The following is an 18,572-nucleotide window of genomic DNA, read 5'->3' on the forward strand; positions in this document are numbered from 1 at the left end:
TTTTTGCTTAATTTTGCATTGCAATGAGTTACAATTTACAAGTCACTATAGATAAATCTTCAGGTTTCTGCTTTGGGGTGGTTTACGCCATTGAAATGGCTGAAGACATCCTGGATACAGAAGGGTATTTATATTGTCTTGGCGATATCGTTCATAATGATGAGGAAGTTGAGCGGCTGACAAACATGGGGCTTAAAATTATTGACCATGAAGTGCTTAAATCGCTAAAAAATGAAAAGGTTTTAATTCGTGCTCATGGGGAGGCGCCTTCGACTTATCAGCTTGCGCTGGAAAACAATTTAACACTTATTGATGCATCTTGCCCGGTAGTTTTGAAACTCCAGAACCGGATAAAGAACTCTCACGATGATGACGAGCAGATTCTGATTTTCGGCAAACATGGCCACGCTGAAGTGATCGGTCTACAAGGCCAGACGAACGGTGAGGCAATAGTTTTTCAGGATTTGGCAGAGCTTGATAATGTAGAATTGCCATCTAAATTTACATTATATAGCCAGACGACAAAAAGTGTAGATAAGTTTTATCACATTAAGGATGAATTATTATCCCGTGGATATGAGGTTAAAGCCAACGATACCATTTGCCGCCAGGTTTCTAACCGTTACCAAGAATTGGAGAATTTTGTAAGTCATTACAATAAAATTATTTTTGTTTCTGGTAAAAAGTCATCTAATGGAAAGGTCCTTTACGATGTTTGCAAGAAGTATAATGAAGATTCTTACTTCATCTCAAATGTACAAGAATTGGATAAAAGCTGGTTTAATGAAAACGATAAGGTTGGTATTTGCGGTGCAACATCTACACCAATGTGGTTGATGGAAAAAGTGAAATCTGCGCTAGAACTATATTAATCCTTCCGTCGGCAAATCAATTTCCTATTAAAACTGTTAATAAGAAAAAGCCATTTGAAAATCATTCAAAATTATATTGGAGTTTTTGTTGCCTGCACGGTAATCGCCTGTTGGTTTACATCTCTTTTTTTTCTGTTGCGCTGGAACTTCGAATGGACTAATCCTTTGGTTTACATAATGATTTTTATCCAGATGCATTTGTACACGGGTTTGTTTATCACAGCTCACGATGCCATGCATGGAACGATTTCATCCAACAAGCAGCTCAATAATTTTTTAGGATACCTTTCTGTTTTTCTGTATGCAGGCTTTTTTTACAATAAGCTGTACAACAAACATCATAGCCATCATAATCATGTACACACGGAAGAAGATCCGGATTTTGCACCGCATGGATTCTGGAGATGGTATTTAAGTTTCATGATGAATTATGTAACAATTATTCAGCTTGTAATTATGGCTATTGCCTTTAATGTGCTGAAAATCTGGGTTGATGAAAAAAATTTATTGTTATTCTGGGTCTTGCCATCGCTGTTAAGCACTTTTCAATTATTCTATTTTGGTACTTACCTGCCGCATAAAGGGGAGCACGATAATGAACATCATGCTTCAACTTTGAGCAAAAATCATTTCTTTGCATTTATAACCTGTTATTTTTTTGGTTACCATCTGGAACATCACCAAAAACCAGGAATGCCATGGTGGCAATTGTATAAGACAAAATAGATTAACGTGCTTTTTACCGAATCTTGATACTTGCCACGTACTACTTGATACTAAAAAAGCGATATTTGCGCCACAAAACATATTCTTTATTAAATGAGCAAAAAGGGAATTTTACTAGTTAATTTAGGAACACCCGACAGTCCGGCGGTATCTGATGTTAAGAAATATTTAGATCAGTTTTTAATGGATGAAAGGGTAATAGATATACCAGCTTTCAATAGAACTTTATTAGTTAAAGGTGTTATTGTTCCTTTCAGAAGCCCGAAAACCGCAAAACTTTATAAAGAAATCTGGGGTGAAAATGGTTCGCCGCTATTATATTATAGCAAGCTACAGGCAACAATGCTTCAGGAAAGGTTGGGGAATGAATACCATGTAGAACTGGCAATGCGTTATCAAAGTCCTTCAATTGACTCTGCTCTGGCAAATTTGAAAGCTGGCCTGGTAGAAAGCATTCAGGTGATTCCGATGTTCCCTCAATATGCCTCTGCAAGTACCGGTTCGGTAATGCAATTAGTTATGGAATTGGTTAGTAAATGGCCTACTGTTCCGCCAATTTCTTTTGTTAATTCCTTCCACGATAATGAACTAATGATTAAGGTTTTTGCTGAAAATGCAAGAAAACACAATCTGGAGAATTATGATCATATTCTGTTTAGTTTTCATGGTTTGCCTGAAAGACAACTGCTTAAATGTGATCATACCGGAAATTATTGCTTAAAAAGTTCTGATTGCTGCCAGACGTTGAATGATACCAATAAATTTTGTTATTCTGCTCAGGGTCACGACACTGCAAGGTTAATTGCAAAAGAACTGAACATTTCAAACGAAGATTACACGGTTTGCTTTCAATCCCGTTTAGGTAAGGAGCCTTGGGTTCAGCCTTATACAACAGATGTTTTAAAGAGATTAGCTGGAGAGGGTAAAAAGAGGCTTCTGGTTTTTAGCCCTGCTTTTGTAGCTGATTGCCTGGAAACACTGTACGAAATTACAGTAGAGTACCATGAAGAGTTCAGAGCCCTAGGCGGCGAGCATGTTCAACTCGTTGAAAGTTTAAATGATAGTCCAGTATTTATTGAGGCTTTGGCAGGCATGATCAAATAAGCAGACTCCGTTAGTGATGAAGAAAAAATTCTTTATTATAAAGAAAAAATTCTATATTTGAATATGAAAAAGGCAGTTAGTAAAGTCAAACCTTATAAAATAAATAATGCCGAAGTGCCAACTGTTGCTGAAACCATGGGTCAGTATCAAACGATGTATTCAAATCCGGTAGCCTTATTGTCTAATTCAAAAAAAGGGCTAAGTGCAAAAGTTGCACTCGATTTCATATCTGTTTCAGGTTTCACATATGATGAATTTCAGGATACTTTTAAAACAACAGTTAAAACAATACAGAACTATTTTGTTCAGGATTTAAAACTTGATGCTTCTTTAAGCGAAAAATTATTAAAATCATTTGCTTTGTTTAAATTAGGGATAGAAGTTTTTGGTTCCGCGGAAGCATTTCATAAGTGGTTAAATACAACTGCATACGGTTTAGGAAATCAGGTGCCTTTTACTTTAATGGATACATTTACCGGATTGTCATTAATTGAAGAAGAACTTACTCGTATTGCCCACGGTGATTTAGCTTAATGTTAGTTTTTAGAATTGCGCTGTCAAAATATGCTGACAATTTAATTGCTTCAGGAAGAGCAGCCAGATGGAATTTTGATGACGTTAAAGTTGTCTATGCTGCGGGATCTCAATCGCTGGCATGTTTAGAAAATGTGGTTCATAGAAGTAAACTAGGACTATCCGGAAATTTTAGCGTAATGCACATCGAAATACCAGATGGAATTGCTTTTGATACCATTAACGCAAGTAATTTATCAAAAAACTGGACTAGATTTGAGCAGATGCATATTACGCAAAAAATCGGGAGTGTTTGGGTAAAGGAAAATAAAAAGGCTGTATTGCGTATCCCTTCTTCTATTATCCAGGATGAATATAATTACCTTATTAATCCAAATCATGTAGATTTTCTGAAAATTAAACTCGTTAAAGTAGCACCATTTTTATTTGACGAGCGAATTAAAAATTAGTTTATTTAAAACAGAGGCGGTAGCTCCCTTATTATCTTCCACATATTTCTTTGCCGCGGACGATGATTGAGCATTACTTTTAAAATATTCAAAAGCATTAATTAATTCAGTGCCATTTGATACGCTTTTGGCCGCACCAATTTTAATCAAATCTTTAGCTTCCTGGAATTTATTGAATTTTGGGCCAAATATTACGGGTAAGCCAAATGCTGCGGCTTCTAAAGTATTGTGAATTCCTGCACCAAATCCGCCGCCGATATAAGCGGCTTTTCCGTATTGGTATAAAGCAGAAAGCATACCAATATTGTCAATGATCAATACAGCAGAATCACTTTTTCCGGTATTTTTGAATTCAGAAAATCTGGTCGTTTTTTGAAAGATTGATTCGATACTCAAGATATGACTTTCATGAATTTCATGAGGTGCAATGATAAATTTCCAGCCTGGATATTTTGCGGGTAACGCAACCAATAATTTTTCATCATCAGGCCAGGTACTACCACAGATTAAAGTTGGCGAATCGCCACAAAAAAGTGCTATCTCAGATTTTGCCTTCGCATTGGCAGCGTTTTCGAAAACCCTGTCGAATCTTGTATCTCCACTTACAGTAACATTCTCTAATCCGATTGAATGGAGCAAAATGCAACTTTCATTATTTTGAACAAAGAAATGTGTAACACATTTTAGTATGCCTTTAAAAAAAAGTCCGTAGCCTTTAAAGAAAATCTGGTCCTTCCTAAAAATTCCTGAAACGACGAATAGGGGTATGCTTTTTTTGTTGAGTTCTTTAAAATAATAATACCAAAACTCATATTTCGTAAAAATTGCTGTCTGTGGATTTACAAGTTCAACAAAACGCTGTGCATTTTTTCTGCTGTCCATAGGAAGATAAAAAATTCCATCAGCTAATGCATAGTTTTTCCTTATTTCGTATCCAGAAGGAGAAAAAAATGTTATCACAATTTTTTTTTGAGGATGTAATTTCTTTAAATTTTCCAGAACAGGCCTGCCTTGTTCAAATTCGCCTAAAGACGCGAAATGAAACCAGATATTTTCATTGAGTGGATCTATTTTTTTTGCTATGTGATTGAAAATCTGCTTTCTTCCTGAAATAAAAAGTGCCGCTTTTTCATTAAAAAAGGAGAAAATCCAAATTATCGCACTATAAAATTTAATTCCTATTGTATAAAGTAATAGCATTGACTGGATTTTATTATCTTCGTGGCAAGATAAAACGAAAATATTTAAAATCCCTTATTAAATATATGAAAATAGCCGTAGTTGGTACCGGATACGTAGGTTTAGTTACCGGAACATGTTTAGCAGAAACAGGAAACAATGTAATCTGCGTAGACATTAATGAAGCCAAAGTAAAAAAAATGCAAGAAGGCCAGGTTCCAATTTATGAACCAGGTTTAGATTTGCTTTTCCATAGAAACATAGAGCAAGGCAGGTTGCATTTTACAACTAATTTAGCGGAAGCTATCGAGGAAGCTCAGATTATTTTCATGGCATTGCCAACGCCTCCGGGAGGAGATGGTGCTGCAGATTTGTCTTACATTCTAGGCGCAGCAAAAGATATTTCAAAAATTATTAAGGAATATAAAATCATCGTTAACAAATCTACTGTTCCGGTTGGTACCGCAGATAAAGTTAGGGCTGTGTTTGCAGAAAATACAAATATTGAGGTCGATGTCGTTTCTAATCCGGAATTTTTACGTGAAGGGGTTGCTGTGGAAGATTTCATGAAGCCTGACCGCGTTGTTTTAGGAACAAGAAGCGAAAGAGCTAAAAAACTAATGACCGATCTTTATGGACCTTACGTTCGTCAGGGAAATCCCATTTTATTTATGGATGAGCGTTCATCAGAACTAACCAAATATGCGGCTAACTCTTTTTTAGCAACAAAGATTACTTTTATGAATGAGGTAGCAAATCTTTGTGAATTGGTGGGAGCTGATGTAGATGCAGTAAGAAGGGGTATTGGATCTGATGATCGCATTGGTAAACGTTTCTTATTTCCAGGAATTGGCTACGGTGGTTCTTGTTTTCCGAAGGATGTTCAGGCTTTGGTTATGGCAGCTGACGAAAATACCTACGACTTTCAAATCCTGAAATCGGTGATGGAAGTTAACGAACGCCAGAAAACAATTCTGGTTGATAAAGTTTTGAAATATTATAAAAACGATATAGCCGGTAAACATTTTGCACTATGGGGCTTAGCGTTTAAACCGGAAACAGATGATATTCGTGAGGCACCTGCGTTATATATCATTGATGCTTTGGTTAAAAACGGTGCAACGGTAACCGTTTTCGATCCGGAAGGGATGTCTAATGTGAAGGGTGTAATAGGCGATAAAGTTAAGTATGCTGAAAACCAATACGAAGCTTTGGAAAATGCAGATGCCCTTTTAATTGCTACCGAATGGTCGGTATTCAGAAATCCGGATTTCGATAAAATTGAAGCAGTTCTTAAAAATAAAGTCATTTTTGACGGCAGAAACTTATATGATCTGGATAAAATGATTGAATTAGGATATTATTATAATAGTATTGGCCGTAAATTGGTAGATTAATATGAGTGTTAAAAGGATTTTAATTACCGGTGCTGCAGGCTTTTTAGGCTCACACCTTTGCGACCGTTTTATAAAAGAAGGTTACCATGTGATTGGGATGGACAACCTGATAACTGGCGATTTGACAAACATTGAGCATTTGTTTCATCTCGAGAACTTCGAATTTTACAACCACGATGTTTCTAAATTCGTTCATATTCCAGGTCAGTTAGATTACATTCTGCATTTTGCATCTCCTGCAAGCCCGATTGACTATTTGAAAATTCCTATTCAAACCTTAAAAGTTGGTTCGTTAGGTACTCATAATTTATTAGGTCTGGCGAGAACAAAAGGCGCAAGGATGTTAATTGCATCTACTTCAGAAGTGTATGGCGATCCGAGTGTGAATCCTCAACCAGAAGAATATTGGGGTAATGTGAATCCGGTAGGTCCGAGAGGTGTATACGATGAGGCGAAACGCTTCCAGGAAGCAATTACAATGGCTTACCATACTTTTCATGGGGTAGAAACGAGAATTGTTCGTATTTTCAACACTTATGGTCCAAGAATGCGACTAAATGACGGGCGTGTCTTACCAGCATTTATTGGTCAGGCCTTACGTGGCGAAGACTTAACAGTTTTTGGAGACGGCAGCCAAACGCGTTCATTTTGTTATGTTGATGATTTAATTGAAGGCATTTATCGCTTATTAATGAGCGATTACGCTTCGCCGGTAAACATCGGCAACCCTGATGAAATCACCATTAAACAATTCTGCGAAGAAATTATAAAATTAACCGGAACTTCACAAAAAATAGTTTATAAAGAACTTCCTCAGGATGATCCAAAACAACGCAGACCTGACATTACTAAAGCAAAAGCTTTGTTAGGATGGGAGCCAAAAGTTGGACGTGCAGAAGGTTTAAAAATTACCTATGATTACTTCAAATCATTGCCTGAAGAGGCTTTGGCCAAAATAGAACATAAGGATTTCCATAAATACAATCGTTAAGAAATGTCTAAAATTTTAGTTACCGGTGGAACCGGATATATTGGTTCACATACAGTTGTAGAATTACACAATGCAGGTTATGAGGTGATAATTGTTGATGATTTGTCAAACTCAAGTGTTAAAATTTTAGACCAAATTGAGGCCATTATTGGCATCAAACCAGAATTTCATCAATTCGATTTGTGTGACACGCAAAAGGTAAAAGAGTTTGCTGCAAAATACAATGATATTACAGGTATCATTCATTTTGCAGCTTTTAAAGCTGTTGGTGAATCAGTTCAACAACCTTTAAAATATTACAAAAACAACTTTTTTAGTTTGATAAATTTATTGACTGCCTTTAACAGGAAAATCAATTTTGTTTTTTCTTCGTCTTGTACGGTTTACGGTCAGCCAGACAACCTACCAGTTACAGAGTTAGAAAAGGTAAAGCAGGCAGAATCTCCTTATGGAAATACGAAGCAAATAGCCGAAGAAATATTGGTAGAAACAGCAGCTGTTACGCCAGACCTGAATGTGATTGCTTTACGTTACTTTAATCCGGTTGGGGCACATAAAACAGCTTTAATCGGCGAACTCCCGAACGGGGTTCCCGCAAACTTAGTTCCTTTTATCACTCAGTCTGCGATCGGCAAACGAGGTCCGATAACTGTTTATGGTAATAATTACAATACGCCGGACGGTAGCGCAATTCGTGATTACATTCATGTTGTAGATTTAGCTAAAGCACACGTCGCGGCAATTAAACGACTGGAAGAAGGAAAAGCAGATAAGAATTATGAAGTTTTTAACATTGGAACCGGAAAAGGCACCTCAGTTTTAGAAATCATCAGAGCTTTCGAAAATTCTACGGGTGAAAAATTAAATTATCAGATTGGTCCCAGAAGGGAAGGTGATGTCGAAAAAATTTATGGTGATGTTACAAAATCTAAAGACTTACTCGGCTGGCAAACAGAACTTGATGTAAATGAAATGATGCGATCAGCCTGGGAATGGGAGAAATACATTAAAGCTAATCCATTTTAATGAAGCTTTCGGAGCATAAAGACTTAAAAAATGCCATCACAGGTTTACCTGTTAAAGAAAAAGATAAGTTATTGCTGCGTTTAATCGCCAAGGATAAAATTTTAACAGAGCATCTTCATTATAAATTGTTAGAAGATGGAGTTGATTTAGAGTCACGGAAGGAAAACATTAAAGCTGAGGTTGAGGCACAGATTTCGGAACTCAAGAAACTTAGTGTAAAAGATGCACTTGCTAAAGTTCGCAAAATAATCACCAGCATCAATCATTTTTATAAAGTAACAAAAGATTCTTTCGGGGAAGTTGAACTTAAAATCTTCATTCTCGGTACGATTCCACTTGATTATAAGAGGTCGCTTTTTGGCTATAAAGATTTCGGTTTCCTTTTCGCAACTTACTATATCAAAACGGTTCAGGTTACGCTTAACAAATTAGCCAAACTACACGAAGATTTACAATTCGATTTGGCAGATTCCACGAATCAATTGCTAAATAGAATTTATTCTTCTAAATTGGCAGGTGCCGCTGAAGCATCTAATTTACCCAGAGCGATTTAATAGAGCTAGTTCACCATGTTAGGATTCTTTAAAAAGAAAAAGCCAATCCCGGAATATAATTTTTCGAATATTGGAACTGATATGCATTCGCACATTTTACCGGGCATTGATGACGGCGCACAAACGCTTAATGATGCACTGCTACTTGCAAAAAAATTTAAGCAGCTTGGTTATAATAAACTTGTTGCAACGCCGCATATCATGGCCGATTATTTTCGGAACACGCCCGATACCATTTACAGGGCGCTCGATGTTTTAAGGAAAGGCTTACATGAAATTCAATTAAACTTAGAGGTTGACGCAGCTGCCGAATATTATCTGGATGAAATACTAGAGCAGAACTTAAGGAAAAAAGAAGTTTTAACATTTGGCACTAACTACCTGCTTTTCGAGCTTTCTTACATAAACGCTCCTCAAAATCTTTTTGATATTATTAAATTAACCCAGGATTCTGGGTATAAACCAGTTTTAGCACATCCCGAAAGGTATCCCTATTACTACAATTCAATAGAACATTTTCATCAGATAAAAGAAGCGGGCTGTTTACTTCAATTAAATTCTATTGCCTTAACTGGTTATTATGGTAAAGGATCCGGTAAAATTGCCAAGGAAATAGTTGAAAATTATCTGGTTGATTTCATTGGCAGCGACATGCATCACCTGCAGCATGCCGCCGCACTGGAAGAAAGTTTATATACAGTTTCTATGCAGAGACTTTTAAGTACACATCAGTTAAATAACGTTCTGCTTTAATGTTATTCGTACCTCAAAGCTTCTACAGGATCTAATTTAGATGCTTTTTTGGCAGGATAGTAGCCCGATAAAATTCCGACACCCACGCAAACTACAAATCCTCCGAAAATAAATAACCATGGTATTATAAAGGAACCACCCATCGCAAGCGATATCAAATTTCCAATTACAATCCCAAGAAATATCCCAAAACTCCCGCCCATTAAACAAATTACAACGGCTTCAATTAGAAACTGGCGGCGTATAACTTTCGGGTTTGCGCCAATCGCTTTCCTAATTCCAATTTCCCGGGTTCTTTCTGTAACAGACACCAGCATGATATTCATAAGGCCAATAGATGCTCCTATTAATGTAATTATTCCTATCGCTACGCCACCGATTGCAACGAAAGCCAGGTTTTCAAAAAGGGTTTGAGCAACGGCATCACTTTTTGTAATTTCAAAATTGTTTGGTTCTGTGATTTTAACTTTTCTGATGTTTCTGAATAAAGCAGTCGATTCGCCAATTATATTTTCCTGCATGTCATTTGTAGGGACCATTACAGTTATGGTATAAGACGGATTTGCATTCGCATTAATCTGCTTCGCTTTTAGCAAAGGAACATATACGGCCCTATCACCACTAAAGCCCATGCTTGAGCCTTTTGATACTAAAATACCAACTATTTTAAACCGATTATTTCCAACATTAATGAGCTTGTCAATCGGATCTTGATTTTTAAAAAGTTTATCTACCACTTCGCTACCGACAATGCAGACATTGCTTCCCATTTGAACTTCAGAGGTACTAAAGTTTCTACCTTCTGACAAGCTAAGGCCTTGTGAAGCGAGTCCATTTTCATCAATACCCTGAACATTTATATTAGGATTGGTTTTTAAACTTCCGTTTTTTATAGTAGATCCACCACTGGCAAATACACTTACAGCGACAGTTGCGGGGGTATTCAAGCTGTCTTTAAACTTCACCGCATCTTCATATTTTATAGATTTAAATGGCTTCGGTCGCTTTCCCTGCCCGCCAATTCTGATACCTGTACCGCGGTTACGTATCGTAAATGAGTTTGCCCCCATACTACTAAAAGCTTCAGTCATACTGGTTTTTACTGCGTCGAGTGTAGTTAGAATCCCAACTAAGGCACTTAAACCAATAGCAATTATTAATGCTGTAAGCATAGTACGTAAGCGGTTGCTTTTAATAGATTGCAATGCCAGCCTGATGTTTTCTCTGTAATTCATTTGGTTTAGTATCGAGTATTAAGTATCTAGTATCCAGATTGGCATCAAAGCCAAAGCTATTTACCTTTACTTCAAACCTTTAGTTGTAAAAATAAAAAAAGTCCCGATGTTTAGACAAGGGGACTGTGTAATATGTTACAATATATTTTATTATGCCGAAAAACTTGTGCCGCAGCCGCAAGTACTGGTTGCATTGGGATTGACGAATGTGAAACCACGGGAATTCAAGCCATCCTGCCAATCAATCATCATGCCCATTAAATACATCTGATGTGCTTTATTCATGAAAACTTTAATTCCATTAATTAGGAATTCCTGATCGCCTTCTTTTCTTTGATCGAAGCCCAAAACATAGTTCATGCCGGCACAGCCGCCACCCTCAACACCAACACGCAATCCGTAATCATCACCAATTTCTTGCTGATCTTTTAATTTATATAACTCTTTAGCTGCACCTTCTGAAAAAGTAACCGGTGCAAATGCTGTTTCAACTGTTGTGCTCATGTTATTTAAATTTTATCTGTTACAAATATAAATAATAATGCACATTTTTGCTTTTATCGGTTTTTAATATTACCGTAGTTAAACAATATATATGAATTTACAGGAAATAATTACAGATGTAGTGATATTAGGTTTAGGAGTTTTCATAGCCTTAATAGCATTTTATTATGTTTTGAAGAGTGATATACAACGTTATTTTAACCTGAAAACCATCGAGCTGAATAAAGAAAGCAGAGCGCAGATTTTGCCTTTGAGGCTACAGGCTCATGAACGTTTAATAATTTTTGTTGACAGAATTAATCCTGCAAATCTTTTAGTACGTCTTCACCAGCAAGGCATTGGAATAGCAACTTTGCAGGCTGGGATATTAAACGAAGTGCGTTCGGAATATCAGCATAACATTACCCAGCAACTTTACATAGATAGCGCAACGTGGAATGTTGTACGCAAACTGAAAGATGATTCTATTGCAATGATTAACAACGCCGTACAAAATATACCAGCCGATGCCAGTGGAATTGAATTAAGTAAAGCGATTTTACAGCACATGGCAAGTATTGATGAGAATCCTTACGACTTAACGATTGAGTTGATTAAAAAGGACATTCAAAGAATGTTTTAATAGGTTTGTTGATTGATCGTCTGATTTGGTTGATTCATTACCCGTGTTTTTTCATTTCGTCATTTAACCAATTATACAGCTAATCAGTTAACCAAATAATATGAGCGATAAAAAATACACCACAACATCAGGCATTCAGATTAAAGAGCTTTATACATCGTCAAAGCCAATGGATGAAAAGCCTGGTGAGTTTCCTTTTACCAGAGGGATCCAAAAAGACATGTATCGTGGTCGTTTGTGGACAATGAGGCAGTACGCTGGCTTTTCCACGGCCGAAGAGTCAAACAAGCGCTATCATTATTTATTAAGTCAGGGAACCACTGGTCTATCTGTCGCTTTCGATTTGCCTACCCAGATTGGCTACGATTCTGATCATGAAATGGCTGATGGTGAGGTTGGAAAGGTTGGCGTTGCAATAGATTCTTTAAAAGATATTGAGATTCTCTTTGAGGGTATTGAATTGAAGAACATTACAACTTCGATGACGATTAATGCAACAGCGTCGATTTTGCTGGCCATGTATATCGCACTTGCCAAAAAGCAAGGCGCAGATTTAAAGCAAATTTCAGGAACAATACAAAACGATATATTAAAAGAGTATGCTGCGAGGGGAACTTATATTTATCCCCCGAAGCAGTCAATGCGGTTAATCACCGATATTTTTGAATTTTGCAGTAAGGAGGTTCCGAAATGGAATACAATTTCTATTTCAGGCTATCATATCCGGGAGGCTGGTTCTACTGCTGTGCAAGAATTGGCTTTCACGATGGCAAACGGAAAGGCATATCTCAAATCTGCAATAGCGAAAGGTTTGGATATTAATATTTTTGCTAAGCGTTTATCTTTTTTCTTCAACTGCCACAACAATTTTTTTGAAGAAATCGCAAAGTTCAGGGCAGCAAGGAGGGTGTGGGCACAAATTACAAAAGAACTTGGTGCTACCGACGAAAAGGCGATGATGCTTCGATTTCATACGCAAACAGGTGGTTCAACATTGACAGCTCAGCAACCCTTAAATAATATAATCAGGGTTACAAACCAGGCAATGGCAGCTGTATTGGGAGGCACACAGTCTTTACATACAAACGGTTATGATGAGGCACTTTCCCTTCCAACAGAAGCCGCAGCAAAAATTGCGCTACGCACCCAGCAAATTATCGGTTTCGAAAGCGGCGTTACTGACACCGTTGATCCTTTGGCAGGTTCTTTTTTTATCGAAAGTTTAACAGACGAAGTAGAACTTGCAGCCTGGACTTATATCGACAAGATAGACGCTATGGGTGGTTCAGTGAATGCCATTGAAAGCGATTACATGCAACAGGAAATAGCCTCTGCGGCTTATCAGTATCAGACAGAAATTGAAGATGGTAGCAGGGTATCGGTTGGCGTAAATAAATTTACCCAACAAGAAGAGGGGGTTACTGAGGTTTTTAATATCGATGATTCAATTAGGAGGCTGCAAACTGAAAAATTAAATCAGCTGAAAAATCAACGCAATAATGTTGCCGTGAAACAAAAATTAGATGCATTAGAAAGTGCTGCAAGAATGGATGTAAATTTAATGCCTTTAATTATCGATGCTGTGGAAGCATATGCAACCCTTGGCGAAATCGCAGATGTTTTCAGAAATACCTTTGGAGAATATTAGCTATCTATATATAGTATTGAATAACAATTGAGTGCCTTATCTTCAATTCGTCATAGATACGGCGCCCAGATTTTTTGGTTTTTATAAGGCTTTGACAACTGGGAAGTTAGGTTATAAATCAATTTAAATGAAGTAAATAATCCAACCTTCATTTATGAAATGGCTTGGAATTTGCTTTTCCACAAAAGATTCGGACTAAGGGTTAAATGCTTCGTAAAACGTTTTTTGCATGGAAAATCATTGTTAATAAATAGTTATCCACACAAAAAATTCAGGTTAGATAGGGTAGGTTACTGCTTATGAATACGTTACGAAATAATTGAAATTTTAGTTTCAAATGTTGATAATTTTGTCAATATTCGTAGTCCCGAAACGGACCATCCCGTAAATTCGAATCGGCACTGGAAACCAATAAATTATAGAAAATCCCAATGGAAAAAACTTGTACTGAAGTGTGGAAGAACTGTCTTCAAATTATTAAGGATAATATTCCGAATCAAAGTTTCAAAACCTGGTTCGAGCCTATAACAGCCCTTAAATTGGAAGGTAAAGTTTTAACCATACAAGTACCGAGTTTGTTCTTTTACGAATGGCTTGAAGAGCACTATGTAGGCTTACTACGTAAAACGGTTAAAAAACAACTTGGAGAGGATGGCAGGTTGGAATATAACATTGTTGTGGATAAATCATCTAACAGTGGAAGTCCTTATACTACGAACATGCCTTCAAATGGGAATGGGGCAGAGGCTAAGGTACAATCAATGCCAATCCCGGTTTCAATTAACAAGGATATTAAGAATCCCTTCATTATCCCTGGTTTAAAAAAGTTAAACGTAGATCCTCAGCTAAACTCAAACTATACGTTCGAAAATTATATTGAGGGGGATTGCAATCGTTTGGCCCGTTCTGCAGGTTATGCGGTTGCAGCAAAACCCGGTGGTACGTCTTTTAATCCTTTGATGATTTATGGCGGCGTTGGTTTAGGCAAAACCCATCTTGCACAAGCAATTGGTAATGAAATCAAGCGGAGCATGCCTGATAAACTGGTTATCTATGTCAGCTGCGAAAAATTTTGCCAGCAATTTGTTGATTCATTGAAAAATAATACAATTAACGATTTTGTTAATTTTTACCAGGCAATGGATGTTATCATTATGGATGACGTACACAATTTTGCCGGCAAAGAAAAGACTCAGGATATATTCTTCCATATTTTCAACCATTTACACCAGTCAGGCAAGCAGGTTATCCTAACGTCGGATAAGGCCCCTAAAGATTTAGCAGGTTTAGAAGAGCGTTTATTAAGTCGTTTCAAATGGGGACTATCTGCTGATTTGCAAATTCCTGACTTGGAAACGCGTATCGCTATCCTTAGAAAGAAGATGTATGCGGACGGTATTGAATTGCCAGGAGAAGTTGTGGAATATGTCGCTCATAACATCGATAATAATGTGCGTGAGCTAGAAGGCGCAATGGTTTCTTTATTGGCCCAGGCCACACTGAATAAAAAAGAAATCGATTTGAACCTGGCTAAGCAAATGCTGAAGAATTTCATAAAGAATACTTCGAAAGAAATTTCAATGGAATACATTCAAAAATTGGTTTGCGAATATTTTGAGGTTCCTGTTGATATGGTTAAGTCGCAAACACGTAAGCGTGAAATAGTTCAGGCCCGCCAGATTTCAATGTACCTATCAAAAAGCCATACAAAATCGTCATTGAAAACAATTGGCGCTTTCTTTGGCGGTCGTGATCACAGTACGGTTATCTATGCTTGCCAAACAGTAGAAGATTTAATTGATACCGATAAGAAGTTTAAAGCTTACGTTCACGATATTCAGAAAAAATTAAAAATGAGCTAACCCATTACAGGGATTAAATCTGCAATTCAGGCTTAGTTTATAACATAGAAAAGGCCCAGATAATTCATCTGGGCCTTTTCTATGTGTGCTGTCTATGTATTGACTCTGGTTTCACCCTATTAATCTTCTAATGCTGCCAAGCCATAATGCAGAGCCGCAACATGTAAAGCCTGGGCAATTTTATTAGCTTTTATAAACTGTTTAACTTCATCAATAGTATATTCTTCCACATTGAGGATTTCATGTTCATCTAAATGTTGTTCATGAGTTTTTTTACCGCCAGTCAATACATAAGTGAAGGTAATATTATTTGCAGTTGCCGGGTTCGGGTAAAGCTTTGCCACAAGTTTACATGTTTTAAAGCTATAACCTGTTTCTTCCAAAAGTTCACGTTTAATAGCAAATTCAGGTTCTTCGTCGCCATCCATTACACCTCCGGGAACTTCTAAAGAAACAATATCTGCCGCATGGCGATATTGGCGAACCATCAAAATTTTTCCTTGCTCAGTTAAAGCAATTGCATTAACCCAGTTCGGATACTCCAAAACATAGTAGTCATCTTTGACAACTCCATCAGGGAGTTTCACTTCGTCAACACGTAGCGTTGCCCATTTTTCCCTCACTAAATATTTTGACGCAATTTTTTGCCACTTTTCTATAATCATGTTTATGTTGTTCATGCTTTTCTAAAAGCATCTGTTATAAATATTGTTGAATGGTATTTTGACGATGCATATTTACCAGGTGAACAATTTTATGCTTGTCGGCTAGGCTTTGATAGATGAAATTAAGTTTAGGTGCAATCATTTTATTACGATCATTACTCAGGCCTAATTCGTAATAGAGAAATTCACTTAAAGAATCTAATTTTTCGGGAGGCAAATCACTAGCATTTAGCCAGGTTTCAAATTTTAAAGCGTCTTCATCTTCGAGAATTTCAAGTGGTAAGGCGAAACCGCTGTTTATGGTTTCCTTAAAAATCTGTTCAGCCTCTTTTAATTTGCCTTCGAGCTTTAAGCCCATTATTCTGGCTAAAACCTGTGCAAGTTTCTGAATTTCAGCAGTTATTAAGTCTCTTCTGTACATTTTAATATTATAAAGTTGAGGGCGTATGAATATTCCAATAAACACTTAGCAATTAATCATTCAATTACAACCAAATCCTGCATTATCCTAAAATCCTTTAATCTTGGGCTACCAACTTCCGCTGGAGCCACCACCACCGAAGCTTCCTCCGCCGAAACCGCCAAATCCACCGCCGCCACCAGAAGAACCTCCGCCGCCCCAACTGCTTCCGCCACTACCTCCGCGACCGCTTCCGCCAAGCAGCATAGCCCAAAAGAGTGCATTTGAAGCACCTCGACTGCCAATGATTTCACCATTACCACCGCCACCGCCTTTTCTCATAATTATTATTACGACAATTATAATAATGATAACAATTACTGCACTAACAGATCCGCTCTTTTTGGCTGATACTTTTGGATTATCATTTTTGTATTCTCCTCTGGTATATTTTATAATTGAGGTCGTACCAGCATCTAAACCTGCATAATAATCACCAGCTTTAAAATTGGGCTTGATATCATTATCTATAATTCGTTTTGCATAAATATCTGGCAAAGCACCTTCAACACCATAACCCGTTTGAATGGATATTTTTCTATCTCCAACGGCTACAACAATCATGATTCCGTTGTTTTTGCCACTTTGGCCTACGCCCCACTTTCTGCCCAACTCAACAGCATATTCATTGATGTCATAATCGCCTACAGATTTTACAATAGCAATCGCAATTTGTGTGGATGAAGAATCATCGAAGGAAACAAGCTTTTGTTCTAAGGCCTGTTTCTGACTTGCGGATAAAACATTTGAATAATCGTTAACTAATGTTGTTGGTTTCGCAGGGAAATCCTGTGAGAAAGCAAAAGCACATACTAAACTGAAAAACGATAAAAGAATTAGTTTTTTCATCGTCTTATTTGTTTTCTTTATTACCCATGTAGACAATATCATTTGGCAGTTCATTTATATCGCCCGATTGGTAAGGGAAAAATAGCGCCAATTTTTCACCTGCCAATGCCACGCCGGCAATAATGCCGTCAGCTAAATTTCCTTTAGCAAAATGTGCATTCATTGCAACTTTAGTTGTTTCCCAAAAGTTTTCCGGCACTACGCTGTTAATACCACTATCTCCAATAATGGCAAATTTATGATCGGCATGTGCCAGGTAAATTAATACACCATTACGTTGAGCTGTTTTGTCCATACCAAGTTCGGAGAAATACTCAATTGCTCTTCCGAAGGCATCACCCTCACAGTGTTTATCAATTGCGATTCTGATTTCACCTGAAGTTGCTTTCTCTGCGTCGGCAATTGCCTTTGCAATTTTGTCTTGTTCAATATCTGAAAATAACGACATGTCTTTGTTTTAAAATGAATTAAAAAGGGCAATAAATGTTCAACTGAATAAACACCCATTACCCTCAAATGTTATTATTAGAATATTAAAACTCTACTTTAGGTGCGTTTTTCGCAGCTGCATCAGCTTCAAAATAACCTTTAGGTTTAAACCCGAACATCCCTGCAGTTAAATTTGTCGGGAATGATCTGATTTTTCCATTGTATTCCTGAACAGCATCGTTAAAATCTTTACGGGCAACTGTAATTCTGTTTTCTGTACTCTCTAACTGAGCAGATAAATCACTGAACTGTTGAGTCGCTCTTAGTTCCGGATAAGCCTCGGTAATCGACAATAATTTTCCTAAAGCCTGGCTTAGCTGGCCTTGAGCAGCCTGATATTTTTGTATATTTTCTGGCGTTAATTCATCTGCTTTGACAGTCATTTGCGTTGCTTTAGCTCGCGCTTCAACAACAGCAGTCAAAGTTCCCTGCTCAAATTTTGCAGCACCTTTTACAGTACTTACCAAATTCGGAATTAAATCTGCTCTTCTTTGATATTGGGTTTGAACCGTTCCCCATTTCGATTTTACGTTTTCGTCAAGTTTAACCATGCTATTGTATCCGCATGAACTTAAAGTGCTAACTGCAATCACAGCAGCTAAGATTCCAAATACTAATCTTTTCATTTTATGGTTTTGTTTTAAGTCAAATTG

The 18,572-nt window shown here is 37.2% G+C and carries 21 protein-coding genes; 13 read left to right on the plus strand and 8 right to left on the minus strand.

Annotated features, from left to right (window positions below; translation table 11 throughout):
- Positions 1–23 precede the first annotated feature (23 nt).
- From ASF92_RS04490 to ASF92_RS04510, 5 genes are all read left to right on the plus strand, one after another.
- Positions 24–872 carry a 4-hydroxy-3-methylbut-2-enyl diphosphate reductase gene (locus tag ASF92_RS04490; protein WP_056088364.1) on the plus strand — a complete coding sequence of 283 codons (849 nt, stop codon included), beginning with the start codon at positions 24–26 and terminating at the stop codon, positions 870–872.
- A 54-nt stretch (positions 873–926) separates the two neighbouring features.
- Positions 927–1,598, plus strand: coding sequence for a fatty acid desaturase (locus tag ASF92_RS04495; RefSeq protein ID WP_082489443.1), 672 nt, complete (start codon positions 927–929; stop codon positions 1,596–1,598).
- Positions 1,599–1,691: 93 nt separating this feature from the next.
- Positions 1,692–2,702 (plus strand): ferrochelatase, encoded by a 1,011-nt coding sequence (hemH, locus tag ASF92_RS04500; protein WP_056088369.1) that lies wholly within the window; start codon positions 1,692–1,694, stop codon positions 2,700–2,702.
- Between the two features lie 63 nt (positions 2,703–2,765).
- Complete coding sequence (locus ASF92_RS04505; protein WP_056088372.1) at positions 2,766–3,236, plus strand: antitoxin Xre/MbcA/ParS toxin-binding domain-containing protein; 471 nt, start codon at positions 2,766–2,768, stop codon at positions 3,234–3,236.
- A complete protein-coding gene (locus ASF92_RS04510) occupies positions 3,236–3,685 on the plus strand; it encodes an RES family NAD+ phosphorylase (RefSeq protein WP_056088374.1) in 450 nt (149 codons plus the stop codon). The genes ASF92_RS04505 and ASF92_RS04510 overlap by 1 nt, the downstream gene beginning before the upstream one ends.
- Here the strand turns inward: ASF92_RS04510 and ASF92_RS04515 are convergent.
- Positions 3,659–4,885: a 3-deoxy-D-manno-octulosonic acid transferase gene (locus ASF92_RS04515; protein ID WP_056088379.1), complete on the minus strand. Its 1,227-nt coding sequence runs from the start codon at positions 4,883–4,885 to the stop codon at positions 3,659–3,661. The genes ASF92_RS04510 and ASF92_RS04515 overlap by 27 nt on opposite strands.
- A gap of 65 nt (positions 4,886–4,950) precedes the next feature.
- On the opposite strand from ASF92_RS04515, the gene ASF92_RS04520 reads away from it, so the two are divergent.
- The 5 genes from ASF92_RS04520 to ASF92_RS04540 are packed head-to-tail and all read left to right on the plus strand — an operon-like array spanning position 4,951 to position 9,585.
- A complete protein-coding gene (locus tag ASF92_RS04520; RefSeq protein ID WP_056088383.1) occupies positions 4,951–6,261 on the plus strand; it encodes a UDP-glucose/GDP-mannose dehydrogenase family protein in 1,311 nt (436 codons plus the stop codon).
- A 1-nt stretch (position 6,262) separates the two neighbouring features.
- Positions 6,263–7,252 carry a UDP-glucuronic acid decarboxylase family protein gene (locus ASF92_RS04525; RefSeq protein WP_056088386.1) on the plus strand — a complete coding sequence of 330 codons (990 nt, stop codon included), beginning with the start codon at positions 6,263–6,265 and terminating at the stop codon, positions 7,250–7,252.
- A 3-nt stretch (positions 7,253–7,255) separates the two neighbouring features.
- Complete coding sequence (gene galE / locus ASF92_RS04530; RefSeq protein WP_056088389.1) at positions 7,256–8,278, plus strand: UDP-glucose 4-epimerase GalE; 1,023 nt, start codon at positions 7,256–7,258, stop codon at positions 8,276–8,278.
- Positions 8,278–8,832 carry a hypothetical protein gene (locus ASF92_RS04535; protein ID WP_056088392.1) on the plus strand — a complete coding sequence of 185 codons (555 nt, stop codon included), beginning with the start codon at positions 8,278–8,280 and terminating at the stop codon, positions 8,830–8,832. The genes galE and ASF92_RS04535 overlap by 1 nt, the downstream gene beginning before the upstream one ends.
- Positions 8,833–8,847: 15 nt before the next feature.
- A complete protein-coding gene (locus tag ASF92_RS04540) occupies positions 8,848–9,585 on the plus strand; it encodes a tyrosine-protein phosphatase (RefSeq protein ID WP_056088394.1) in 738 nt (245 codons plus the stop codon).
- Positions 9,586–9,587: 2 nt separating this feature from the next.
- On the opposite strand, the gene ASF92_RS04545 is transcribed toward ASF92_RS04540, so the two are convergent.
- On the minus strand, positions 9,588–10,820 hold the full coding sequence (locus ASF92_RS04545) for an ABC transporter permease (RefSeq protein ID WP_056088398.1): 1,233 nt from the start codon (positions 10,818–10,820) through the stop codon (positions 9,588–9,590).
- Positions 10,821–10,970: 150 nt separating this feature from the next.
- Positions 10,971–11,324 carry an iron-sulfur cluster assembly accessory protein gene (locus ASF92_RS04550; protein ID WP_056088400.1) on the minus strand — a complete coding sequence of 118 codons (354 nt, stop codon included), beginning with the start codon at positions 11,322–11,324 and terminating at the stop codon, positions 10,971–10,973.
- 91 nt (positions 11,325–11,415) lie between these two features.
- Here ASF92_RS04550 and ASF92_RS04555 point away from each other — a divergent pair, with 91 nt between their 5' ends.
- The 3 genes from ASF92_RS04555 (at position 11,416) to dnaA (ending at position 15,456) form a co-directional block, all read left to right on the plus strand.
- Positions 11,416–11,946, plus strand: a complete 531-nt coding sequence (locus ASF92_RS04555; protein ID WP_056088403.1) for a hypothetical protein — start codon at positions 11,416–11,418, stop codon at positions 11,944–11,946.
- 100 nt (positions 11,947–12,046) lie between these two features.
- Positions 12,047–13,594 (plus strand): methylmalonyl-CoA mutase, encoded by a 1,548-nt coding sequence (locus ASF92_RS04560; RefSeq protein ID WP_056088406.1) that lies wholly within the window; start codon positions 12,047–12,049, stop codon positions 13,592–13,594.
- A gap of 431 nt (positions 13,595–14,025) precedes the next feature.
- On the plus strand, positions 14,026–15,456 hold the full coding sequence (dnaA, locus tag ASF92_RS04565; protein WP_056088409.1) for a chromosomal replication initiator protein DnaA: 1,431 nt from the start codon (positions 14,026–14,028) through the stop codon (positions 15,454–15,456).
- Positions 15,457–15,575: 119 nt separating this feature from the next.
- Here the strand turns inward: dnaA and ASF92_RS04570 are convergent, their stop codons facing one another.
- The 5 genes from ASF92_RS04570 to ASF92_RS04590 all read right to left on the minus strand — a co-directional run bounded on the left by ASF92_RS04570 (position 15,576) and on the right by ASF92_RS04590 (position 18,545).
- On the minus strand, positions 15,576–16,136 hold the full coding sequence (locus ASF92_RS04570; RefSeq protein ID WP_231729741.1) for an NUDIX hydrolase: 561 nt from the start codon (positions 16,134–16,136) through the stop codon (positions 15,576–15,578).
- 19 nt (positions 16,137–16,155) lie between these two features.
- Positions 16,156–16,542: a hypothetical protein gene (locus tag ASF92_RS04575; protein ID WP_056088412.1), complete on the minus strand. Its 387-nt coding sequence runs from the start codon at positions 16,540–16,542 to the stop codon at positions 16,156–16,158.
- Positions 16,543–16,650: 108 nt separating this feature from the next.
- Entirely contained in the window at positions 16,651–17,430 is a 780-nt protein-coding gene (locus tag ASF92_RS04580; RefSeq protein ID WP_056089187.1) for a YgcG family protein, read from the minus strand.
- Between the two features lie 4 nt (positions 17,431–17,434).
- Positions 17,435–17,878 carry a TPM domain-containing protein gene (locus ASF92_RS04585; protein WP_056088415.1) on the minus strand — a complete coding sequence of 148 codons (444 nt, stop codon included), beginning with the start codon at positions 17,876–17,878 and terminating at the stop codon, positions 17,435–17,437.
- Between the two features lie 85 nt (positions 17,879–17,963).
- Positions 17,964–18,545, minus strand: a complete 582-nt coding sequence (locus tag ASF92_RS04590; protein WP_056088417.1) for a LemA family protein — start codon at positions 18,543–18,545, stop codon at positions 17,964–17,966.
- Positions 18,546–18,572 lie beyond the last annotated feature (27 nt).

This window comes from Pedobacter sp. Leaf176 (assembly GCF_001424305.1).
Classification (GTDB): Bacteria; Bacteroidota; Bacteroidia; order Sphingobacteriales; family Sphingobacteriaceae; genus Pedobacter.